Source organism: Stenotrophomonas sp. STEN147, assembly GCF_056757995.1.
Map to the genome: position 1 here is coordinate 24,301 of NZ_JBRRCG010000013.1, position 18,544 is coordinate 42,844.

General features: G+C 67.4%; 13 protein-coding genes. 7 read left to right on the forward strand and 6 right to left on the reverse strand.

Annotated elements, in window-relative coordinates; all coding sequences use genetic code 11:
* Nucleotides 1–105 precede the first annotated feature (105 nt).
* Together rsgA and ACVOKU_RS13375 are read left to right on the forward strand one after the other, a co-directional pair.
* The gene (gene rsgA / locus ACVOKU_RS13370; RefSeq protein WP_440210881.1) at nucleotides 106–1,215 is read left to right on the forward strand and encodes a ribosome small subunit-dependent GTPase A; all 1,110 of its coding nucleotides are present in this window, start codon (nucleotides 106–108) and stop codon (nucleotides 1,213–1,215) included.
* 123 nt (nucleotides 1,216–1,338) lie between these two features.
* Entirely contained in the window at nucleotides 1,339–2,592 is a 1,254-nt protein-coding gene (locus ACVOKU_RS13375; protein WP_065175125.1) for a flavohemoglobin expression-modulating QEGLA motif protein, read from the forward strand.
* Nucleotides 2,593–2,673: 81 nt separating this feature from the next.
* Here ACVOKU_RS13375 and ACVOKU_RS13380 read toward each other — a convergent pair whose 3' ends face one another.
* The 4 genes from ACVOKU_RS13380 to ACVOKU_RS13395 all read right to left on the reverse strand — a co-directional run bounded on the left by ACVOKU_RS13380 (nucleotide 2,674) and on the right by ACVOKU_RS13395 (nucleotide 8,398).
* Nucleotides 2,674–4,950, reverse strand: a complete 2,277-nt coding sequence (locus ACVOKU_RS13380; protein WP_481560157.1) for a TonB-dependent receptor — start codon at nucleotides 4,948–4,950, stop codon at nucleotides 2,674–2,676.
* 140 nt (nucleotides 4,951–5,090) lie between these two features.
* Complete coding sequence (gene phbB, locus ACVOKU_RS13385) at nucleotides 5,091–5,831, reverse strand: acetoacetyl-CoA reductase (protein ID WP_053517420.1); 741 nt, start codon at nucleotides 5,829–5,831, stop codon at nucleotides 5,091–5,093.
* 25 nt (nucleotides 5,832–5,856) lie between these two features.
* A complete protein-coding gene (locus ACVOKU_RS13390; protein ID WP_053517450.1) occupies nucleotides 5,857–7,185 on the reverse strand; it encodes a CitMHS family transporter in 1,329 nt (442 codons plus the stop codon).
* A gap of 73 nt (nucleotides 7,186–7,258) precedes the next feature.
* Complete coding sequence (locus ACVOKU_RS13395) at nucleotides 7,259–8,398, reverse strand: OprO/OprP family phosphate-selective porin (RefSeq protein WP_481560193.1); 1,140 nt, start codon at nucleotides 8,396–8,398, stop codon at nucleotides 7,259–7,261.
* Nucleotides 8,399–8,724: 326 nt separating this feature from the next.
* Here ACVOKU_RS13395 and ACVOKU_RS13400 point away from each other — a divergent pair, with 326 nt between their 5' ends.
* From ACVOKU_RS13400 to ACVOKU_RS13415, 4 genes are read left to right on the forward strand one after another with little or no spacing between them, the layout of a single operon-like run.
* Nucleotides 8,725–9,414, forward strand: a complete 690-nt coding sequence (locus ACVOKU_RS13400) for a response regulator transcription factor (RefSeq protein ID WP_053517418.1) — start codon at nucleotides 8,725–8,727, stop codon at nucleotides 9,412–9,414.
* Entirely contained in the window at nucleotides 9,407–10,798 is a 1,392-nt protein-coding gene (locus ACVOKU_RS13405; RefSeq protein ID WP_065181726.1) for a sensor histidine kinase, read from the forward strand. The genes ACVOKU_RS13400 and ACVOKU_RS13405 overlap by 8 nt, the downstream gene beginning before the upstream one ends.
* On the forward strand, nucleotides 10,795–11,850 hold the full coding sequence (locus tag ACVOKU_RS13410) for an ABC transporter substrate-binding protein (protein WP_481560158.1): 1,056 nt from the start codon (nucleotides 10,795–10,797) through the stop codon (nucleotides 11,848–11,850). Before ACVOKU_RS13405 ends, ACVOKU_RS13410 begins: the two co-directional genes overlap by 4 nt.
* Nucleotides 11,851–11,910: 60 nt before the next feature.
* On the forward strand, nucleotides 11,911–12,558 hold the full coding sequence (locus tag ACVOKU_RS13415) for a response regulator (protein WP_053517414.1): 648 nt from the start codon (nucleotides 11,911–11,913) through the stop codon (nucleotides 12,556–12,558).
* A gap of 286 nt (nucleotides 12,559–12,844) precedes the next feature.
* Here the strand turns inward: ACVOKU_RS13415 and ACVOKU_RS13420 are convergent, their stop codons facing one another.
* Nucleotides 12,845–15,490 (reverse strand): hybrid sensor histidine kinase/response regulator, encoded by a 2,646-nt coding sequence (locus ACVOKU_RS13420; RefSeq protein WP_481560159.1) that lies wholly within the window; start codon nucleotides 15,488–15,490, stop codon nucleotides 12,845–12,847.
* A gap of 68 nt (nucleotides 15,491–15,558) precedes the next feature.
* Complete coding sequence (locus tag ACVOKU_RS13425; protein ID WP_481560160.1) at nucleotides 15,559–16,728, reverse strand: OprO/OprP family phosphate-selective porin; 1,170 nt, start codon at nucleotides 16,726–16,728, stop codon at nucleotides 15,559–15,561.
* Between the two features lie 331 nt (nucleotides 16,729–17,059).
* Here ACVOKU_RS13425 and ACVOKU_RS13430 point away from each other — a divergent pair, with 331 nt between their 5' ends.
* On the forward strand, nucleotides 17,060–18,403 hold the full coding sequence (locus tag ACVOKU_RS13430) for a dicarboxylate/amino acid:cation symporter (protein WP_053517411.1): 1,344 nt from the start codon (nucleotides 17,060–17,062) through the stop codon (nucleotides 18,401–18,403).
* Nucleotides 18,404–18,544 lie beyond the last annotated feature (141 nt).

Below are 18,544 nucleotides of genomic sequence, written 5' to 3' on the forward strand. Positions count from 1 at the left end.
CCGTCGGATGGCATGGAGGTTCCATGGTAGCGGAATTGCTGCGCTGCATGGCAAGGCCCCCAGGGCCCGCCGCTGCTGGGCTGGAGCGGCGTTGGCACGGGTAGAATGGAGGCGATGACCCAGACCCCCGATTTCACCGCCCTGCAGACCATCGGCTGGCCCTGGCCGGGCCCGGCGCAGCAGGCCGACTGGCAGGCCATGATGGCCGCCCATCCGCAGGCCCGCCCGGCCCGGGTGATCGAGCAGCACCGTACCCACTACGTCGTGGCCGACGCCCCGGACGCTGCGATCAAGGCCGAATCGCTGCCGGAATGGCAGCGCCCACGCTTTCCCAGCCATGAGCGGCCAGCGGTCGGCGACTGGGTGCTGCTCGACGGCATCCGCATCGTGGCGCTGCTGCCACGTCGCACTGCGATCAAGCGCGGTGCCGCCGGCGAGCATTATCACCAGCAGGTGATCGCGGCCAACATCGATACGGTGTTCATCGTCTGCGGGCTGGATGCGGACTTCAATCCGCGCCGTATCGAGCGCTACCTGTTGCTGGTGGGCGGCGGCGGTGCCGAACCGGTGGTGGTGCTGACCAAGGCCGACCAGACCGAATACAGCGAAGATGCGCTGGCGGTGCTGGAAGAACTGGAAATGCAGGGGATCGCCCTGCATGCCATCAATGGCCTGGATGCTGACAGCGTGGCTGTGCTGCAGCCGTGGTTGGGGCCGGGCCGCACCGTGGTGCTGGTGGGCTCCTCCGGCGCCGGCAAATCCACGCTGACCAACACGCTGCTTGGCGAGCAGCGGATGAAGACCAATGCGGTGCGCGCCAACGACTCACGCGGGCGTCATACCACCACCCATCGTGCGCTGATGCCGTTGCCGACCGGCGCCTGCCTGATCGACACGCCCGGCATGCGCGAGCTCAAGCCGACCGGCGAGGAGACGCTGGCCGAAGGGGGCTTCGCCGATATCGAAGCACTGGCCGAACAGTGCCGTTTCCGCGACTGCTCGCATCACCAGGAGCCCGGTTGTGCGGTACGGGCGGCCATCGACGCGGGTGAGATCGAGGAAAGCCGGCTGCTGAACTACTTCAAGTTGAAGGAAGAAGTGGCGGCTGCGGCCGCCAAGCTGGCCGTGCGCCAGGCCGAGACCGCGCAGGAACGTGGTGGCAGGAAAGGCAAGGGCCAGCAGTTCCGTCCGGCCGGAAAGCCGCGCCGTCGTTGATGAGGCAGCCGGCCATGGGCGCGGCTGCATGGAGATTCATCCCGGGATGCCGGGGTAACGCCCTCACTGATGCTGGGCACGCGGAGGACAGCGCACGGCCGGGCAGGGCGCTATAGTCCGCGCATGGAAACGACCGCCGTGCTGGATCGCGAGGTGGCCCACCATGCGGCGCTCGATGCGCGGCTGGTCGAGGCCGTGGGTGGTATCCGCCTGCTGGGCCTGACCAGCTGGCCGGCGACGGTGCAGGCACCGTTCCTGGACAGCGTTGCGCGTGGGCAGCCGCAGTTGCCGAAGGTGGACTACCCGAAGCTGGATTTCAGCGAGGAACGCCGCACCTTGGCGGCCATCGCCGCCGACTGCGACGCGGGGCATCCGTTGGGCCACTACGTGCAGCAGTCCGCGCACAGCTGGGACCTGGCCGCACGCCTGCTGGAGGGCCTGGGTACCGCAGCGGTGGACACCTGTTCGGTGCAGCTGTTCGGCGCCCCCGAACAGCCCTTGCCGGGCAATGGCCCGAGCACGCGCGATGCAGCGCGCCATTTCATCCAGATCGCGGCCGAGCTGGACCATGAACTGCTGGCGCCGGAAGAACAGGTGCCGGTGTCTGCGATCGCGCTGCAACTGCAGCTGCAGAACGATCTGGATGCCTTCTTCGAATCGCGGATCATCCAGGTGCAGCTGGACCCGGAACTGGTGTCCAAGGCGGCTGCCGGGCCGACGCGGATCCGCCTGCGTACCAGTGCGCGCTTCAGCGCCTACGATCGTGCACAGCTGTTCCATCACGAAGCACTGGTGCATTCGCTGACCGCGTTGAATGGCCGGGAGCAACCGGTGCTGCCCAGCCTGGCTTTGTCCTCACCCCGGGTGACGGCTACCCAGGAAGGGTTGGCGACCTTTGCCGAGCAGATCACCGGCAGCATCGATATCGAGCGCCTGAAGCGGATCAGCCTGCGTACCGAGGCCATCGCGATGGCCCGCGAGGGCGCCGACTTCATCGAGGTGTTCCGCTACTTCTGCGATGCCGGGCAGAACCCGGAAGAGAGCTTCGCATCGGCCCAGCGCGTGTTCCGCGGGGTGCCCCCCGGCGGCGGGCTGGCCTTCACCAAGGACACCGTGTACCTGCGCGGGCTGGTATCGGTGCACACCTTCTTCCGCCACATGCTGGCCGAGGATCGCCTGCAGGTCTGCCGGTGGCTGTTCGCGGGCAAGATGAGCCTGCAGGACGCCATCGCGTTCGCGCCGTTGTTCCAGGCCGGGGTGTTGAAGCCACCACGCTGGCTGCCGCACTGGGTCAGCCGGGCCAATGGCCTGGCCGGCATGCTGGCATTTTCGTTGTTTGCCAACCGGATACGGATGGACCAGCTGGCGCCGGAGTGAAATGCGTTGGCGGATCCTGCATGGGCCTGCCTGCCCGCGCCATGCAGGAACACTCGATGCGCCGCAGCGCCAGCTTCTGATTTAGAACTCTGCCGCCACCGTCATGAACACCTGCCGCGGCGCGCTGGCGTGAATCGCGTAGCGCTTGCCTTCCGGGTCGGTCGGCGCGAACGAGCTCAGCTGGCCGGCGTAGCGCTTGTTGGTCAGGTTGGTCGCGTTCAACGAGACCCGCACGTTGCGCAGTCCCAGCCCAGGGCCGAAGTCATAGCCGGCACCCGCGTCGAAGGTGGTCACGCCCGGTACCGACTGATCGTTGGTGTAGGTGTAATAGCGCTTGCCGGTGTACTTGGCGCGCAGGCTGGCGAAGAAGCCATCGCGGTTCCAGCTGATCTCGCTGGAGGCCATGCGCTGCGGCGTGTCCACCGTGATCTTGCCGGCCACCGGCACCACCGCACCGCCGGAGATGTAGTCATCTTCGTAGGTGGTTTTGTTCCAGGACAGCGCGTTGTACCACTGCAGACCGTCGACCGGCTTGAGGATGAAGGTCAGTTCCGCGCCATGGCTCTTCACCGAGCCGACGTTGATGAAGCGTGTCACGCACTCCGGGCGGGTGCCCACCTCGATGCTGGAGCACGGGTTCAGTGACAGCAGCCGGTTGTCGAACGTGACGTTGTAGGCGGCGATCGAGGCCTGGTACTTCTCGCCGAACGTGCGGAAACCGGCCTCCAGGCTCTTCGACTTTTCCGGTTCCAGGTCGGCGCTGGCAGCGAACGATTCCGGTGCCACCTGCAACGGGCCGCCACTGCCACCACCGACGAAGGCGGCGATGTTCTCGGCGTACGAGGCGAACAGCTCGTTGTTGGCGTTGAGCTTGAAGCCCACGCCCAGCTGCGGCAGCACCGACTCCTTGGCCGTCAGCGTGCCGGACGCCAGGCGGGTTTCCACGCCCGGGCGGGCCGTGGCACGCATGCGGGTGTTCGGGCTCTTGATGCCGACATCAACGGTCAGGCGCTGGTCGAGGAAGCGCATGCGGTCCTGCACGTAGAACTGCTGCGTGCGGATGTCGTAGTCCTGGTTGAACAGCAGGCGGTCCGGATTCTTCAGGTACAGGTCGTCCAGGAACGGACCGCTGATGTAGTAGAAATTACGCGACACGTTGTGGTCGTTCTGCTCGTACCACAGGCCGGCTTCCAGCTCGTGGATGCCAGCCGTCCATGACAGCGCTGCGGTCACGCCGTCGCGGTTGATCGTGTAGTTGGTGCTGCGGATGGAGATCGGCAGCATCCGGTCGGTGCCGGGGTAGGACGGCTGGCCCGGCGCCCACCAGTGACCCTGGCCGCGGTTGTCATGGTGGTAGGCCAGCAGTTTCAGGCGGCCCTGCTCGCCCAGGCGAAGGTCGGCATCGATCGAGTACAGGTTGTCATCGCGCAGCGCACGGCTCTGGTAGTACGCATCGTCGATGCTGGTCACGCCGCCGCTGTAGGCACATCGCGCCGGATCACGCGTAGCCGGCGCGCAGTAGGCGGCGGCCACCGCGCGGTCCCAGTCCGGCGCATAGATGTTCCAGTCCCAGCCCAGGCCCCGGGCCAGCATGTCCTTGGACAGGTAGGCGTAGTTGGCCTGGCTGGCACGCGAGGTCGCCACGAACGCACCAAAACGATGGTCGCCCACGTTCCACACGGCCTTGGCATTGAACTGGCGGGTAGTCTGGTTCTGATGCGGCGCGGCCCACATGTCCTGGTCCTGGTGAACGCCGGAGACATACGCAGAGAAGCCGTTGAGGTCGCCCGTATCCACGCGCAGGTAACCACGGCGCTGATTGTCGTCGCCGACTGTGACGCTGGCACGGCCGCCGAACTCGGTGGACGGATCGGCCGAGAAGTACTGGATGGTGCCGCCGAGGTTGCTGGTCGAGGCCACGCCGAGTGAACCGATGCCCTGCGACAGCTCGGCGCCGGCCAGGTTTTCGGCGATCAGCGCACGGGCGATGCTCAGGCCGTTGTAGTTGCCGTAGCTGTTGTCGCCCAGCGGAATGCCATCGAGGGTATAGCCCAGCCGGCTCTTGTCGAATCCGCGCAGGCTGATGGTCTGCGATTCCTCATTGGCGCCGAACGCATCGTTGGACTGCACCGAGACGCCCGGCAGCCGATCGAGGATCTTCTGGCCGCTGGTGCCTGGCGGGAGCACCTGCTTGTCGACGCTGGTGATGCGCTGCACCTGACGGGTCTCGCCCTGGCCGATCACCGAGACGGTATCCAGCGTCTGCGCGCTGGGCGCGGCGTCGGTATCGGCGGCGGAGGCGCTGGCAGCGGCGGAAAGCGCGATCGCTACGGCGATCGTCAGGTGTCGAGTCTGCATGGTGGTCCGTTGCATGGGGGATGGGCACCGGCGTGCGTGCGCGATGCCGCCCCACTATGCGAACGGAACATGAAAGCTTCTTTACGGAACACCCATGCGGGTACGCGCCGCCGCGTTGGCGGCGCACCCAGGGCGGCTCATTAGCCCATGTACAGCCCACCATTGACCGGATAATCGGCGCCGGTCACATACGAGGCCTCGTCCGAGGCCAGCCAGGCGCACAGGCCGGCGACTTCTTCCGGACGGCCCAGGCGCCGTACCGGCACCGATGCGGCCAGGCGGTCCAGGACATCCGGAGGGAAACTGCTGATGGCCTGGCTGGCGATGTAGCCCGGCGAGAGCGTGTTGACCGTCACTCCGCGCGACGCCACTTCGGCGGCAAGCGCCCGGCTGAAACCATGCATGGCGGCCTTGGCGGTGGCGTAGTTCACCTGGCCGATCTGCCCCTTGTGGGCGCTGACCGAACCGATGTTGATGATGCGTCCCCAGCCCCGCGTGGCCATGCCATCGACCACCTGCTTGGTCAGGTTGAAGAGCGCGTTGAGGTTGGAGGCGATCACCGCATTCCAGTCCTCTACCGTCATCTGCCGGAACAGCAGGTCGCGGCTGCCGCCGGAGTTGTTGACCAGCACGTCCACTTCTCCCACTTCCGCGCGCACTTTGGCGAAGGCGGCGCTGGTCGAGGCCCAGTCGGTGGCATTGCCCTCGGAGGCGATGAAGTCAAAGCCCTGCTCGCGCTGCTCGCGCAGCCAGTTGGCCTTGCGCGGCGAGTTCGGCGCACAGCCGGCAACAACGGTATGGCCGGCGCGGGCCAGGCTCTGGCAGATGGCAGTGCCGACACTGCCCATGCCGCTGGTGACGTAAGCGATGCGAAGAGTCATTGCGGAACGCTCCTTGGTAACGGGATCAGGCGGCGAGGGGATACAGGCCGAACAGCAGGCTGCCGACCATCAGCAGCAGCGAGATGGCGATGGCCCATTTCAGGGTGAATTTCTGGTGGTCGGCGAACTCGACCTTGGCCAGGCCCACCAGCAGGTAGGTGGAGGGCACCAGCGGGCTGAGCAGATGCACCGGCTGGCCGGCCAGCGAGGCGCGGGCCATTTCCACCGGCGTGATGCCGTAGTTGCCAGCGGCTTCGGACAGGATCGGCAACACGCCGAAGTAGAACGCGTCGTTGGACATGAAGAAGGTGAACGGCATCGAGGCCACGGCAGTGATCACCGCCAGATAGGGGCCCCACGAATCCGGAATCACCGCCAGGAAGCTGTGCGACATCGCCTCGACCATGCCGGTGTTGTTGAGGATGCCGGTGAAGATGCCCGCCGCGAAGATCAGCGACACCACCGACAGCACGTTGCCGGCGTGGTTGACCACGCGACGGCGCTGCTCGGCCAGGTTCGGGTAGTTGATCACCAGGGCAATGGCGAAGCCGACCATGAACAGCACCGGCATCGGCAGCACGCCGACGATCAGCGCGGTCATCAGGACCAGGGTCAGCACCAGGTTCACCCACAGCAGCTTGGGCCGCTTGATGTCCTCGGCATCCTCGACCGTCGGCAGCGCATTGCTGTCGTCGGACACGCTGCTGTCCATCCAGCTGCCGCCCTTGGGCAGCGTCACCACGCCCAGCCGGCGGCGTTCCTTCAGGCCCAGGTACCACGCCAGCAGCAGCACGCCCGCGCAGGCGATCACCATCGACGGGATCAGCGGCACGAACACGTCGGCCGGATCAACGTGCAGTGCGGTGGCGGCGCGCGCGGTCGGGCCGCCCCACGGAGTCAGGTTCATCACGCCACCGGCGAGGATGGTCACGCAGGTCATGTTCAGCGCGTTCATGCCCAGCCGCTGATACAGCGGCAGCATTGCCGAGACCGTGATCATGTACGTGGTCGAGCCATCGCCATCGAGCGAGATCAACATCGCCAGCACGGCGGTGCCGAGCACGATCTTCATCGGATCGCCCTTGACGAAGCGCAGGATCACCCGCACCAGCGGATCGAACAGTCCCGCGTCGATCATCACGCCGAAGTAGAGGATGGCGAACATCAGCATCACGCCGGTCGGCGCGATCTTCTTGATGCCTTCCAGCATCATTTCGTCGATGCCGGCGCCAAAGCCACCGATCAGCGCGAACAGGATCGGGATGGTGATCAGGGCCACCAGCGGTGACAGCCGCTTGCTCATGATCAAGTACATGAATGTAATGACCATGCCAAAGCCGAGGATGCTCAGCATCATCTGCGGACTCCTTGAGAAAACAGGACGTGGGAAAGGGAGGGGCGGGTGCGGAGGGGCGCGCGGAACAGGCTCAGAAGTCGTACTGCAGGCGACCGGTCACGGCGCGCGTGCGGTCCACCGTGATCCCGGCCAGGCGGTCACGGTTGCGGCTTTCGATGACGTTGAGCATGAATCGCAGGTTGTCGCGCAGGTACCAGTTGCCGCCGAGCGTCCAGGCTTCGGTACTGCCACGGCGCAGGTCGGGAGCGCCGTCGAGGTGCTGCGCGCCCCACATCCGGTCGTAGCGCAGCGCGACTTCAAAGGCACCGGCCTTGTGGCGGATGTCCTTCACCCGGGCGAAGCGGCCGGTCTTGCGGTCGTAGGCGCGGCTCTCGCCAGTAACGAACCAGCTGAGCATGCCGTAGCCGGCCATGACGTCGCCGCGCTGGGCGCCGTCGTCGAAGGTCGCGCCGCTGAACTCGCCCTGCCATGACAACGGTCCACGGACCTGGGCGTACTCCAGCGACCACTTGTTGACGTCGGTATCGCGGCCTGCGGAGAAGTCGACCAGGGTCAGGCGGCTCTCATCGGACAGATGGCCGGCGGGGCGCGGGCGGATGCGCAGTGCCGGCACACCGTTGGCGCCAGGGTTGTCGTATGCCTCACGGGCCAGCGACAGGCCCAGGTGCAGTACATCGCCGTCGCTGGGCGAGGGCGCCCAGGTCACGCGGCCACCGGCGGCGCGCCCCTTCACCTGCCAGGCATCGATGCTCTCCAGGCTGTAGACGCTGGCGGCCCAGGTGAAGTCACCCGGATTGGCCTGCCACGAGGCACCCAGCCGGTACAGCGGCGCCAGTGTGGTACCGGCATTGCCGCGCTCCAGGAAGCTGCCGTAGTTGGAGCTGGTGCGGTCATCCAGCGAGAAGTACTGCTTGAACTGGCCGACCGTCAGCTTGCCGGCCTTGCCGAAGCTGCGTGCCAGGTAGACGTCCTTGGCTTCCACACGGTCGCCGGAGAAGTCGGCTTCCATCTTGTAGTCGACCACGAAGAACCTGCCGGAGACATCCAGCCAGGCGCGGCGGATCTCGGTGTCATCCTTGTTCGGCGTACCGCGGTTGTCATTGTCGAACGTGGCGAAGTCCAGGTGCAGGCGACCGCCCAGCGTGGCGGTGACCGGCCGCTCGTCTTCAGCGGCAAAGGCCGGCGCGGCCAACGCAGCCAGGGCCATCATGGCGGCGGAACGCGGCCAGGCAAACGTGAATTCCACAAACCCTCCCAGGTGCGCGCCAGGCGCGCGGCAATCGTGGGCACCGGATGGTGCGCGGCCGCAGTCTGGGTCGCGCAAGCTGTCATCCGCCTGTCAGCGGTTTGTGCGTTGCAGCGTAAAAGCGGCCGCTGCGCTCGCCGGGCATGGCCCGGCGCTACCCCCGTGCAGGCTCCCCGATCGCGCCGGTCCATCCATCCCCCCCCGCGACGCCCGGGTAGCGCCAGGCCATGCCCGGCGGGCAGGCCGGGCGGCATGCGGTAGCATTCGCTTCCCCTCCCACGCGTGTCCCCATGCGCCTGCTGCTGGTTGAAGACAACCCGGATCTGGCCGATGCGATCATCCGTCGCATGCGCCGCAGTGGGCACGCGGTGGATTGGCAGGCCGATGGCCTGGCCGCCGCAAGCGTGCTGCGCTACCAGAGTTTTGATCTGGTGGTGCTGGATATCGGCCTGCCCAAGCTTGATGGGCTACGCGTGCTGGCCGGCATGCGCGAGCGCGGCGACAGCACGCCGGTGCTGATGCTGACCGCGCGCGACGGCATCGAGGACCGCGTGCAGGCGCTGGACGTGGGTGCCGATGATTATCTCGGCAAGCCCTTCGACTTCCGCGAGTTCGAGGCGCGTTGCCGCGTGCTGCTGCGGCGGGCCCGCGGCCAGGCCAGTGAGGTGGTGCAGGTGGGCGGCTTCCAGTTCGACAATGCCGCGCATCGGGTCACCCTGGATGGCGAGCCCATCGAGCTGCCCAACCGCGAGTACCGTCTGCTGGAAATCCTGGTCGGCCGGTTGGGCCACGTGGTCGGCAAGGATGAGATCGGCAACGGCCTGTTCGGCTTCGATGACGAGGCTGGGCCGAACGCGATCGAGCTCTATGTCGGCCGCCTGCGCAGGAAGCTCGCCGACGCGCCGCTGCGCATCACGACCGTGCGCGGCGTCGGTTACCTGCTCGAGGCCCGCGACGAAGGCGTGGACAGCGATGGCTGACGCGCGCCCGGCAGCGGCCGCGCCGGGTTCGCTGCGGCGGACCCTGCTGCTGTATCTGGGTGCGCTGCTGGCGGTGTTCGCAGTCGCCCTGCTGTTTGCCGCACGCGACTACGGCCAGCGTGCGGCCAATCGCTCCTACGATCACCTGCTGGCGTCCTCTGCACTGTCCATCGCCGATTCGGTGGCGCTGGCCGATGGCCAATGGCAGGTCGACCTGCCGTACGCGGCGCTCGACCTGCTGGCGATGGCGCCGGAGGACCGGGTGTTCTACCGCGTCGCGGACAGTCGCGGCACGCTGATCACCGGCTACGGCGACCTGCCGGTGCCACCCCGGCGCCCGGGAAGCCAACCGCAGTTCTTCGATGCGCGCTACAGCGGTGAGACCGTGCGCTTCGTGGTGGTGGGCCGCAGCTTCGCTGCTGCGTCCGCGCAGGGCGAGGTGCTGGTGCAGGTCGGCCAGACCCGGCGCGCGCGCGAGGCGGTGGCGCAGGACATGGTCAACCGGTCGCTGCTGGCGATCGGTGTGCTGTCCGGTCTGCTGCTGGCGCTGGTCGCCTTCGGTGTACACCGTGCATTCCGGCCACTGGTGAGGGTGGAACGCGAACTCTCGCGCCGTGAACCGTCGGACCTGAAGCCGCTGGATGCACGTGTGCCCCGTGAGATGGACCAGATGGTGGCGGCGCTGAACCGCTTCATGGAGCGGCTGTCGAGCAGCAACGAGACCCTGCGCGCGTTCATGGCGGAAGCCGCGCACCAGATGCGTACCCCGCTGGCCGCCCTGCGCGCGCAGGCGCAGCTGGCGCTGGATGATGACGACCCGCAGGACATGCGGCGCAGCCTGCAGGCCATCGAGCGCAATGCCACGCACATGAGCCGGCTGCTCAACCAACTGCTCAGCGATGCCAGCGTGATCCACCGTTCGCATCTGCAGCGGTTCGCGCCGGTGGATCTGGCAGAAACCGTGCACCAGGCATTGCACGATGCGTTGCCGCAGGCCGGTCCCGCGCCGCGCGTGCAGCTGGCCGTCACTTCCGAGCAGGTGCATGTGCACGGCGATGCGCTGCTGCTGCGCGAGGCGATCAAGAACCTGGTCGACAATGCGTTGAAGTATGGCGGCGATGGTCCGCTGCAGATCGCACTGACGGTCGAGGGCGGCCAGGCGGTGCTGACCATTGCCGACCACGGCCCGGGCATCGCCGCGGCCGACGCCGAACGGGTGTTCGAGCGATTCGCCCGTGGCGAAGGCGTGCCATCCGGTGGCGCCGGCCTGGGGCTGGCCATCGTCAAACGCGTGATCGACAGCCATGCAGGCCATATCGACCTCAGCAACCGCCCGCAGGGGGGGCTGATCGCCACCATCCGCCTGCCCCGGAGCAACCCATGATCCGCCTGTTTGCCGCCGTCATCGCGCTGCTGCTGGCTCTGCCTGCGCAGGCTGCACCCGGCGATGTGCGCCGTTTCCCCGCACGTGAGGCCGCCACTGCCCAGCTGCGCATCCACGGCACCACCGACATCGAGGTGTTCGCGGTGGTGATCGCCGACTACCAGCGGCTGCATCCCGGTACGGAAGTGGTGTACGAGGACATCATCACCCAGGATCTGTACGCGCGTTACCTGCAGGACCGCACCCGCCCTGCGTCGCCGGATCTGCTGATCTCCAGCGGCATGGACCTGCAGACCAAGCTGGTCAATGACGGTCATGCCCTGCCACACCGCTCGGCGCAGACCGCGGCGCTGCCGGCCTGGGCACAGTGGCGGGGCGAGGCATTCGGGATCAGTTACGAGCCGGTGGTGATGGTCCACAACACGCGCACATTGCCTGCTGCCAAGGTGCCGCATACACGCCGGCAGCTGCTGGACCTGCTGCGCGCGGAAGGCGCGCCCCTGCGCGGACGGGTGGGCACCTACGACATCGAACGCAGCAGCGTGGGTTACCTGCTGGCCACGCAGGATGCGCAGCGTGGCAGCATTGCCGGTGCGCTGCTCGGGGCGCTCGGCGACAACGAGGTGGTTCGCGAGGAGCGCACCGGGGTGCTGCTGGACAAGGTTGCCAGCGGCCAGCTGTCGCTGGTCTACAACGTGCTCGGCTCGTACGCGCAGGCGCGCATCGATGCCGGCGCGCCACTGGCCATCATCGAGCCGGAGGACTACACGCTGGTGGTGCTGCGCACGGCCGTGATCCCGCGTACCGGTCCGCATCCGGAGGAGGCGCGGCGTTTCCTCGATTACCTGCTGTCGCCGCGCGGCCAGCAGGTGCTGTCGCGCGAGGCGCGGCTGATGCCGATCGTGCGCAGCGATGCCGGGCGCGATGATGCGCCCGGTCGCAGCCGGCGCCCGATCCAGCTCGGGCCGGGACTGCTGGTCTACCTGGACGCGCTCAAGCGGCGCCAGTTCCTCGATGCCTGGCGCAGCAGTGTGGATCCCGCCGGGCGCTGATGCCCTGGTAGCGCCGGGCCATGCCCGGCGGATGCAGTGCGCTGCCCGTACAATGGCCGCATGAGCGAATACACCATCCTGATCGCCGATGACCACCCGTTGCTGCGTTCGGCGGTGGTGCAGTCATTGCGGCAGAGCCTGCCGCTTGCCCAGGTGCGCGAGGTGGCCAGTGCCGAAGCGCTCGCCGAGGCGCTGGATGCGCATCCCGACGTGGATCTGGTGCTGCTCGACCTGACCATGCCCGGCGCCCATGGTTTCTCCGCGCTGTTGCACGTGCGCGGCTCGCATCCGGACATTCCGGTGGTGATCCTGTCGTCCAACGATCATCCACGGGTGATCCGGCGTGCGCAGCAGTTCGGCGCAGCCGGTTTCATCCCGAAGTCGGCGCCCGCCGAGACCATTGGCGAGGCGGTGACGGCGGTGCTGGAAGGTGGCCTGTGGTTCCCGGCGATGGCGGCCGAGCGTTCTGAGGCCGATGCACTGCTGGCCAGCCGCCTGGCGCAGCTGACACCGCAGCAGTTCCGGGTGCTGCTGTGCCTGGCCGATGGCCTGCTCAACAAGCAGATTGCCTACACGCTGGGGTTGGCCGAAAACACGGTGAAGGTGCATGTCACCGCGATCCTGAAGAAGCTCGAATGCCACAGCCGCACGCAGGCCGCGGTGCTGGTGAAGGCGCTTGAGCCGGAAGGTGATGCGGGAGCGCCGTGAATCCGTCCCTGGAGGCTTGGCTGCCGCATCCATGCGGCGGACGCCCCCGCGAACCCAACCCGGCCGATCTCTGACAGATTTTGGTGGCCTGCCACCCCCGGAAAAGGGAAAAGATCAAAAGCAAAAGCAAAAGCAGCCTGTCCGGCCGCCTTCTGTGGAGCCGAGCATGGGCTCGGCTCTACACGGGCACGCGCGGCGTCGCGACCCGCGTTTGATCTTCTTTTTCTTCGCCGTGAGCGGACGAACAAGGAGCGTGTCCGACCTCAACCATGAACTGCGTTACGTGTCACCCACGATGGCGGATCAGCAACTGGCTCATCAGCGCCCGCAGCGCCGGCGGCTTCACCGGCTTGGCCATCATGCCCCAGCCTCGTTCGGCTGCCATTTCGCGCAGTCCTGCGTCGCGCTCGGCGGTCACCAGCACCACCGGCGGCCGTGCCTGCCAGTGCTCGGCCAGCACTTCGTACAGCACCGGCCCGTGATGGTCGCCCATGCGAACGTCCAGCAGCACCAGTTCCGGCACGGATTCCACGCCGGCCAGCTGCAGCGCGGCCTGGGGGCCATCGGCCAGCACCACCTCGCATCCCCAGCGCTCCAGCAGGGCACGGCTGGCTGCGCAGACATGCGGATCATCATCGATCACCCACACGCGGCGGCCGCGCAGCGGATTGTCCGCCGCCGGTTCCTGTGCCAGCGCCGGTGCCTGCGCAACGGCGGGAATCGCGCTGGCATCGCCAAGAGGTACGCCCACTGCGAACACGCTGCCTCGCCCCAGCTGCGAGCGCAGGCGGATCGGATGGCCGAGCAGGCGGCCGATACGGTCGACGATCGCCAGGCCCAGGCCGGCGCCGCGCTGGTGACCATCGTGCAGGCGGCGGAATTCCTCGAAGATTTCACCCTGCAGCGCATCAGGAATGCCGGGGCCCTGGTCATGCACTTCAATCCACAACTGGTCTCCGCGCCGGCGGCAGCCGAGCAGCACCCGGCCACGCTCGCTGTAGCGCAGTGCGTTGGACAGGAAATTCTGCAGGATGCGGCGCAGCAGTGCTTCGTCGCTGACCACCACCGCGCGGGTATCCACCCAGTCCACGACCAGTCCGCGTGTCTGCGCGGCGATGCCGAACTCGCGTGCCAGCGTCTGCAGCAGCGGGCCCAGCCGGAACGCATGCACGCGCGTGGGCAGGCTGCCTGACTCCAGTCGCGCGATGTCGAGCAGGCTGTTGAGGATGGCATCCTGCGCGGCCAGTGCGGCATCGATGTGGTCGGTGGTCTGTTGTTGCGCCGGGTCGGTCAGCTTGCCGCGCAGCACGGAGACGAACATGCGCGCGGCGTTCAAAGGCTGCAGCAGATCGTGCACCGCGGATGCGACGAAACGGGTCTTGTAGCGGTTGGCCTGTTCGGCTTCGCGGCGGGCCTCGTCGAGGTCATGGGTGCGCTCGGCCACGCGGTGTTCCAGCGCATCGGCCAGTGACCGCAGTTCGCGTGCAGCGTTCTTGTAGCTGGTGATGTCGGCGTAGCTGGTGACGAAGCCGCCATCAGGCAGCGGATTGCCACGGATCTCCAGAACGGTGCCATCGTCCTTTTCGCTCTCGCGCATGTGCGGGCGGCCACTGCGCAGGTGGTTCAGGCGACGCTCGATGGCCTCGTCGATCGGCCCCGGCCCGAGCAGGCCGCGGCGTGCGTTGTAGCGGAACAGCTCTTCGATGGGCCGGCCGACACGGACCAGCCCCGGCGGGAAGCGGAACAGTTCCAGATAGCGCGAATTCCAGGCGACCAGGCGCTGTTCGCGATCAATGATCACCACGCCCTGCGGCAGGTGCTCCAGGCTGCGGCTCAGGCCGCTGTCGGCATCGGTGGCAGCCTGCAGCAATCCGTCCTGGGCGGTGCGCAGTTCCTGTGCATGCTGCTTGAGCAGGGTTTCCAGTTCGCTGCGGCTGCGCTGGCGGTGCCGGGCCAGGCGCCGGCGCTGCTGCACGAACAGCAGCAGGAACCCCAGTGCCAGCCACGCAGCGGCGCCGGCCAGGGCGGCACCGCGTCCGGCGCTGGTGGCGGCACTGGCATCGTGCAGCAGATGCAGGTTCCAGTGTTCGTCGGGCAGCGCCAGGCTCTGCCACAGCATCGCCTGCGGCAGCACCGGGTCGAGCAGGCGCACCATGCGGCCACCATCGGCCAGCACATCCTCGGTACGCACCCGCAGGGGCTGCAACGAGCGGTCGGCATACTGGCGGGCATCAAGCATCTCGCGGCGCTCGTCCGCGCCCAGCGGCCGCAGCAGGCGGTAGCGCCAGGCATCGCGGTTGGACAGGAACACCACGTCATGGTTGTCGCTGGCAAGCACTACGTCGGGGCTGTTCAGCCACTCCTGTTCCAGCGCCGACAGCTCGATCTTGATCACGATCACGCCGATGCGCTGGCCGCTGTCGTCGACGATCGCCTCGGACATGAAATAGCCGGGCACGCCGGTGGTCATGCCGATGCCGTAGAAGCGGCCGCGGCCGTGGGCCAGGGCCTGCTGGTAATAGGGCCGGTAGCTGTAGTCCTCGCCGACGTTGGTGGTCGGCTGGTCCCAGTTGCTGGCCGCGACCGCGACGCCATCGCGGCCGACCAGGGTCAGGGTGGAGGTTCGGGTGACCTGGTTGGCGCGCTGCAGTTTCAGGTTCAGCTGCTGGCGCTCGGCGGGCGAGGGCGGCGTGCGCAGTACGCGCAGCAGGTCCGGGTCCAGTGCCATCACCTGCGGCAGGGTGCCGAAGCGGTCGATACGCTGCTGCAGGCCCTGGCCGTACAGCTGCAGCTGGCGCTGGACCTGCGTGCTCTCGGCCGCCAGGGCGCTGCGCCACGCGTAGTGGCCCGCCGCGATCGCGCACAGCACGGTGCCTCCGGCCAGCGCGAGGAGGGTCAGCAGCAGCATCCGGTGGCGGCCGAGCCAGTACATGGCGGCAGTCTACGCAGTGAGGGCGGGCATGACGTGCATGCCCGCCGGATTCCGCACCGTGGCGCGGATCAGAAGTGCATCTGTGCGCGCAGTTCGAAGATCTCCGGGGTGCTGTGCACACCGCGGCGGCTGGCATCGACCTTGACGTAGTTGGCCTGGAACTTGAAATGGCTGGTCAGGTACCAGTTCGCGCCCAGGGTCAGGTCGTGCTGACGGCCCCCCAGGATGCTGCCGTCGTCCAGATCCAGGCGGCTGTAGCGTGCCACCAGCTCGACCGCGCCGTAGTCGTGGGCGGGCTTGATGTTGGCCACGGCGCCGGCGTTGTACGGACGGGATTCGCCGGTCAGCACCCAGCTGGCCATCGCGTACTGGCCGTGGCCGGTGTAGTCGGGCTTGCCGTCGTTGCGGGTGACAGTGGCCTGCAGCGCTTCGGCCTGCAGCGAGAAGGGGCCACGGATCCAGATGCCTTCCAGGCCGGTGCGGCGGATCTGGTCGGCGGTCACCAGCGCGCCGGAATCCACGTAGCGGATGTCGGTCAGGCCGGCTTCCGGGCGCGCGCGCAACCGTGCGCTGGCCTCGTGATGGACGTCACGGCCATCACGGTAGCCGCGCGGGTTTTCCTGCGAGTAGGCCAGGCCCAGGTGGATCACATCGCCAGGCGCCTTCACCGGCGTCCACACCGCACGTACCGCCTGCGTGGTGCCGGGGTTGTCGCCCTGCAGGTCCTTGCCGCCGTAGGCACCGGCCTGCAGCAGGTACTGCGGGCGCTCCAGCACCCATTCCACACCGGTGCGGCGGCCGGCGTAGAACGCCTGCACCGGCAGCGCGGTCTCCAGGAAGGTACCGGCGCGCGAGGAGGTGTTGGCATCCAGGCCGACCGGCGTCTTCATGTAGCCGAAGCGGAAGCGGCCGATGTCGCGGCCCACGAAGGCCTTGCTCTCCAGGCGCAGGAACACGTCCAGCCAGGTGTCGGCCTGGAAGTCGTAGTACACCATCGCGTCGTACACGCCCTTCTTCTTCAGCGTGGCGCCGAATTCCTTGCGGCGCACGGCATCGTCATCGTCCAGGCCACTGCCGGAGGAGAAATCGTTGTAGTCGTAGGCGATGTTGGCGGTGGCCGCCAGCTCGGTGCCGTCGCCGAACGCGTACTTGGTCGGCCAGTTGTCGAAATCGGCAGCGGACGCGAAGGCGGGCAGGGCGGCCAGCGACAGGGCCAGCAGGGTGGGAATGGGGCGCATGTTGGGTGCGGCTCTCTCGGATTGCGTAGGGTCAGGACAACAACGGCCGCCGGGGCCGGAACTTGGGCAGGGACGCCACGGGCCGTTCAGCCCGCGCCACCGGCCTCCCGGCGCGGTGCGATGCCGGGCCAGTTTAGGGGTCCCGGCCACCTGAACCGGGGGGCTAGTACCAATAGGTTATCTGCGTTGGCGTGCCCGGCGCGTACAAAGGCGTCCATTGGTCGTCACCCTGCGCGTGGAGCGAGGGGGCGGTGACCAGCTTCCACGGTATCGGCTCCCATGCAGTTCCGGGGCCGTACGTGCCTGAAAACGCCCTTCCCCGGAGTCCGCCATGCACATCCCGACCGCTGCCCCGGCGCCTGCAAAGCCGTTGCCGATCTACCGCCAGCTGTATTTCCAGGTGATCGTGGCGATCGTCCTGGGCGCCATCCTCGGCCATTACGAACCCCTGATCGGCGAGAAGATGAAGCCGCTCGGCGATGCCTTCATTAACCTGGTGAAGATGATCATCGCGCCGGTGATCTTCCTGACCATCGTCACCGGCATTGCCGGCATGACCCATCTGCGCACGGTCGGCCGCGTGTTCGCCAAGGCCATGGCCTACTTCCTGTTCTTCTCCACGCTGGCGCTGGTCGTGGGCATGATCGTGGCCCACGTGGTGCAGCCTGGCGCGGGCATGAACATCAACCCGGCCGAGCTGGACCAGACCGCGGTGCACAGCTACGTCGAGAAGTCGCATGACCTGACCCTGGTCGGCTTCCTGATGGATGTCATCCCGAAGACGCTGATCAGCGCCTTCGTGGACGGCAACATCCTGCAGGTGCTGTTCGTGGCCGTGCTGTTCGGCATCGCGCTGGCGTCGGTCGGCGAGAAGGGCAAGCCGATCCAGAACTTCCTCGAAGCGCTGGTGGCCCCGGTGTTCAAACTGGTGCACATGCTGATGAAGGCTGCTCCGATCGGCGCCTTCGGCGCGATCGCCTTCACCATCGGCAAGTACGGCGTGGGGTCGTTGATCAACCTGGCCTGGCTGGTCGGTTCGTTCTACATCACCGCCTTCCTGTTCGTAGCGGTCATCCTGGGCGTGGTCTGCCGCCTGTGCGGGTTCTCGGTGTTCAAGCTGGCGCGCTACCTGAAGGCCGAACTGCTGCTGGTGCTGGGTACCTCTTCGTCCGAGTCGGCGCTGCCGTCGCTGATGGAGAAGATGGAGCGCGCCGGCTGCAGCAAGTCGGTGGTGGGCCTGGTGGTTCCCACCGGCTACTCGTTCAACCTGGACGGCACCAACATCTACATGACCCTGGCGGCGCTGTTCATCGCCCAGGCCACCAACACCGAACTGACCCTGGGCCACCAGATCGCGCTGCTGCTGGTCGCCATGCTCAGCTCCAAGGGCGCGGCCGGCGTCACCGGTGCCGGCTTCATCACCCTGGCGGCCACCCTGGCCGTGGTGCCGGAAGTGCCCGTGGCCGGTATGGCGCTGATCCTCGGCGTGGACCGCTTCATGAGCGAATGCCGCTCGCTGACCAACTTCATCGGCAATGCCGTGGCCACGGTGGTGGTCTCGCGCTGGGAAGGCGCACTGGACCGTGACCGCCTGAAGCTGGCGCTGGATGGTCGCGAAAGCGAACTGCCGCCGCCGGTCGATGCCGTGCCGGAGGCACTGCCCGCCAAGGGCTGATCCAGGTGTGTGGTACCGCGGGGCCGGTCACGTGAGTGGTGCGGCCCCGCGGCGTTTCAAGGCGTCCCATGGCTGTCATGGGCAGCGCCGAAGCTGGTGGCTCCAGGTTGTCGCATACGCCAGGGAATTGTGCGGTCGCAG

Bases quoted from the DNA above. Each gene is read 5' to 3' on its own strand.
- rsgA (WP_440210881.1), top strand. From the start codon at position 106: ATGGAGGCGATGACCCAGACCCCCGATTTCACCGCCCTGCAGACCATC.
- ACVOKU_RS13375 (WP_065175125.1), top strand. From the start codon at position 1,339: ATGGAAACGACCGCCGTGCTGGATCGCGAGGTGGCCCACCATGCGGCG.
- ACVOKU_RS13380 (WP_481560157.1), bottom strand. From the start codon at position 4,950: ATGCAGACTCGACACCTGACGATCGCCGTAGCGATCGCGCTTTCCGCC.
- phbB (WP_053517420.1), bottom strand. From the start codon at position 5,831: ATGACTCTTCGCATCGCTTACGTCACCAGCGGCATGGGCAGTGTCGGC.
- ACVOKU_RS13390 (WP_053517450.1), bottom strand. From the start codon at position 7,185: ATGCTGAGCATCCTCGGCTTTGGCATGGTCATTACATTCATGTACTTG.
- ACVOKU_RS13395 (WP_481560193.1), bottom strand. From the start codon at position 8,398: ATGATGGCCCTGGCTGCGTTGGCCGCGCCGGCCTTTGCCGCTGAAGAC.
- ACVOKU_RS13400 (WP_053517418.1), top strand. From the start codon at position 8,725: ATGCGCCTGCTGCTGGTTGAAGACAACCCGGATCTGGCCGATGCGATC.
- ACVOKU_RS13405 (WP_065181726.1), top strand. From the start codon at position 9,407: ATGGCTGACGCGCGCCCGGCAGCGGCCGCGCCGGGTTCGCTGCGGCGG.
- ACVOKU_RS13410 (WP_481560158.1), top strand. From the start codon at position 10,795: ATGATCCGCCTGTTTGCCGCCGTCATCGCGCTGCTGCTGGCTCTGCCT.
- ACVOKU_RS13415 (WP_053517414.1), top strand. From the start codon at position 11,911: ATGAGCGAATACACCATCCTGATCGCCGATGACCACCCGTTGCTGCGT.
- ACVOKU_RS13420 (WP_481560159.1), bottom strand. From the start codon at position 15,490: ATGTACTGGCTCGGCCGCCACCGGATGCTGCTGCTGACCCTCCTCGCG.
- ACVOKU_RS13425 (WP_481560160.1), bottom strand. From the start codon at position 16,728: ATGCGCCCCATTCCCACCCTGCTGGCCCTGTCGCTGGCCGCCCTGCCC.
- ACVOKU_RS13430 (WP_053517411.1), top strand. From the start codon at position 17,060: ATGCACATCCCGACCGCTGCCCCGGCGCCTGCAAAGCCGTTGCCGATC.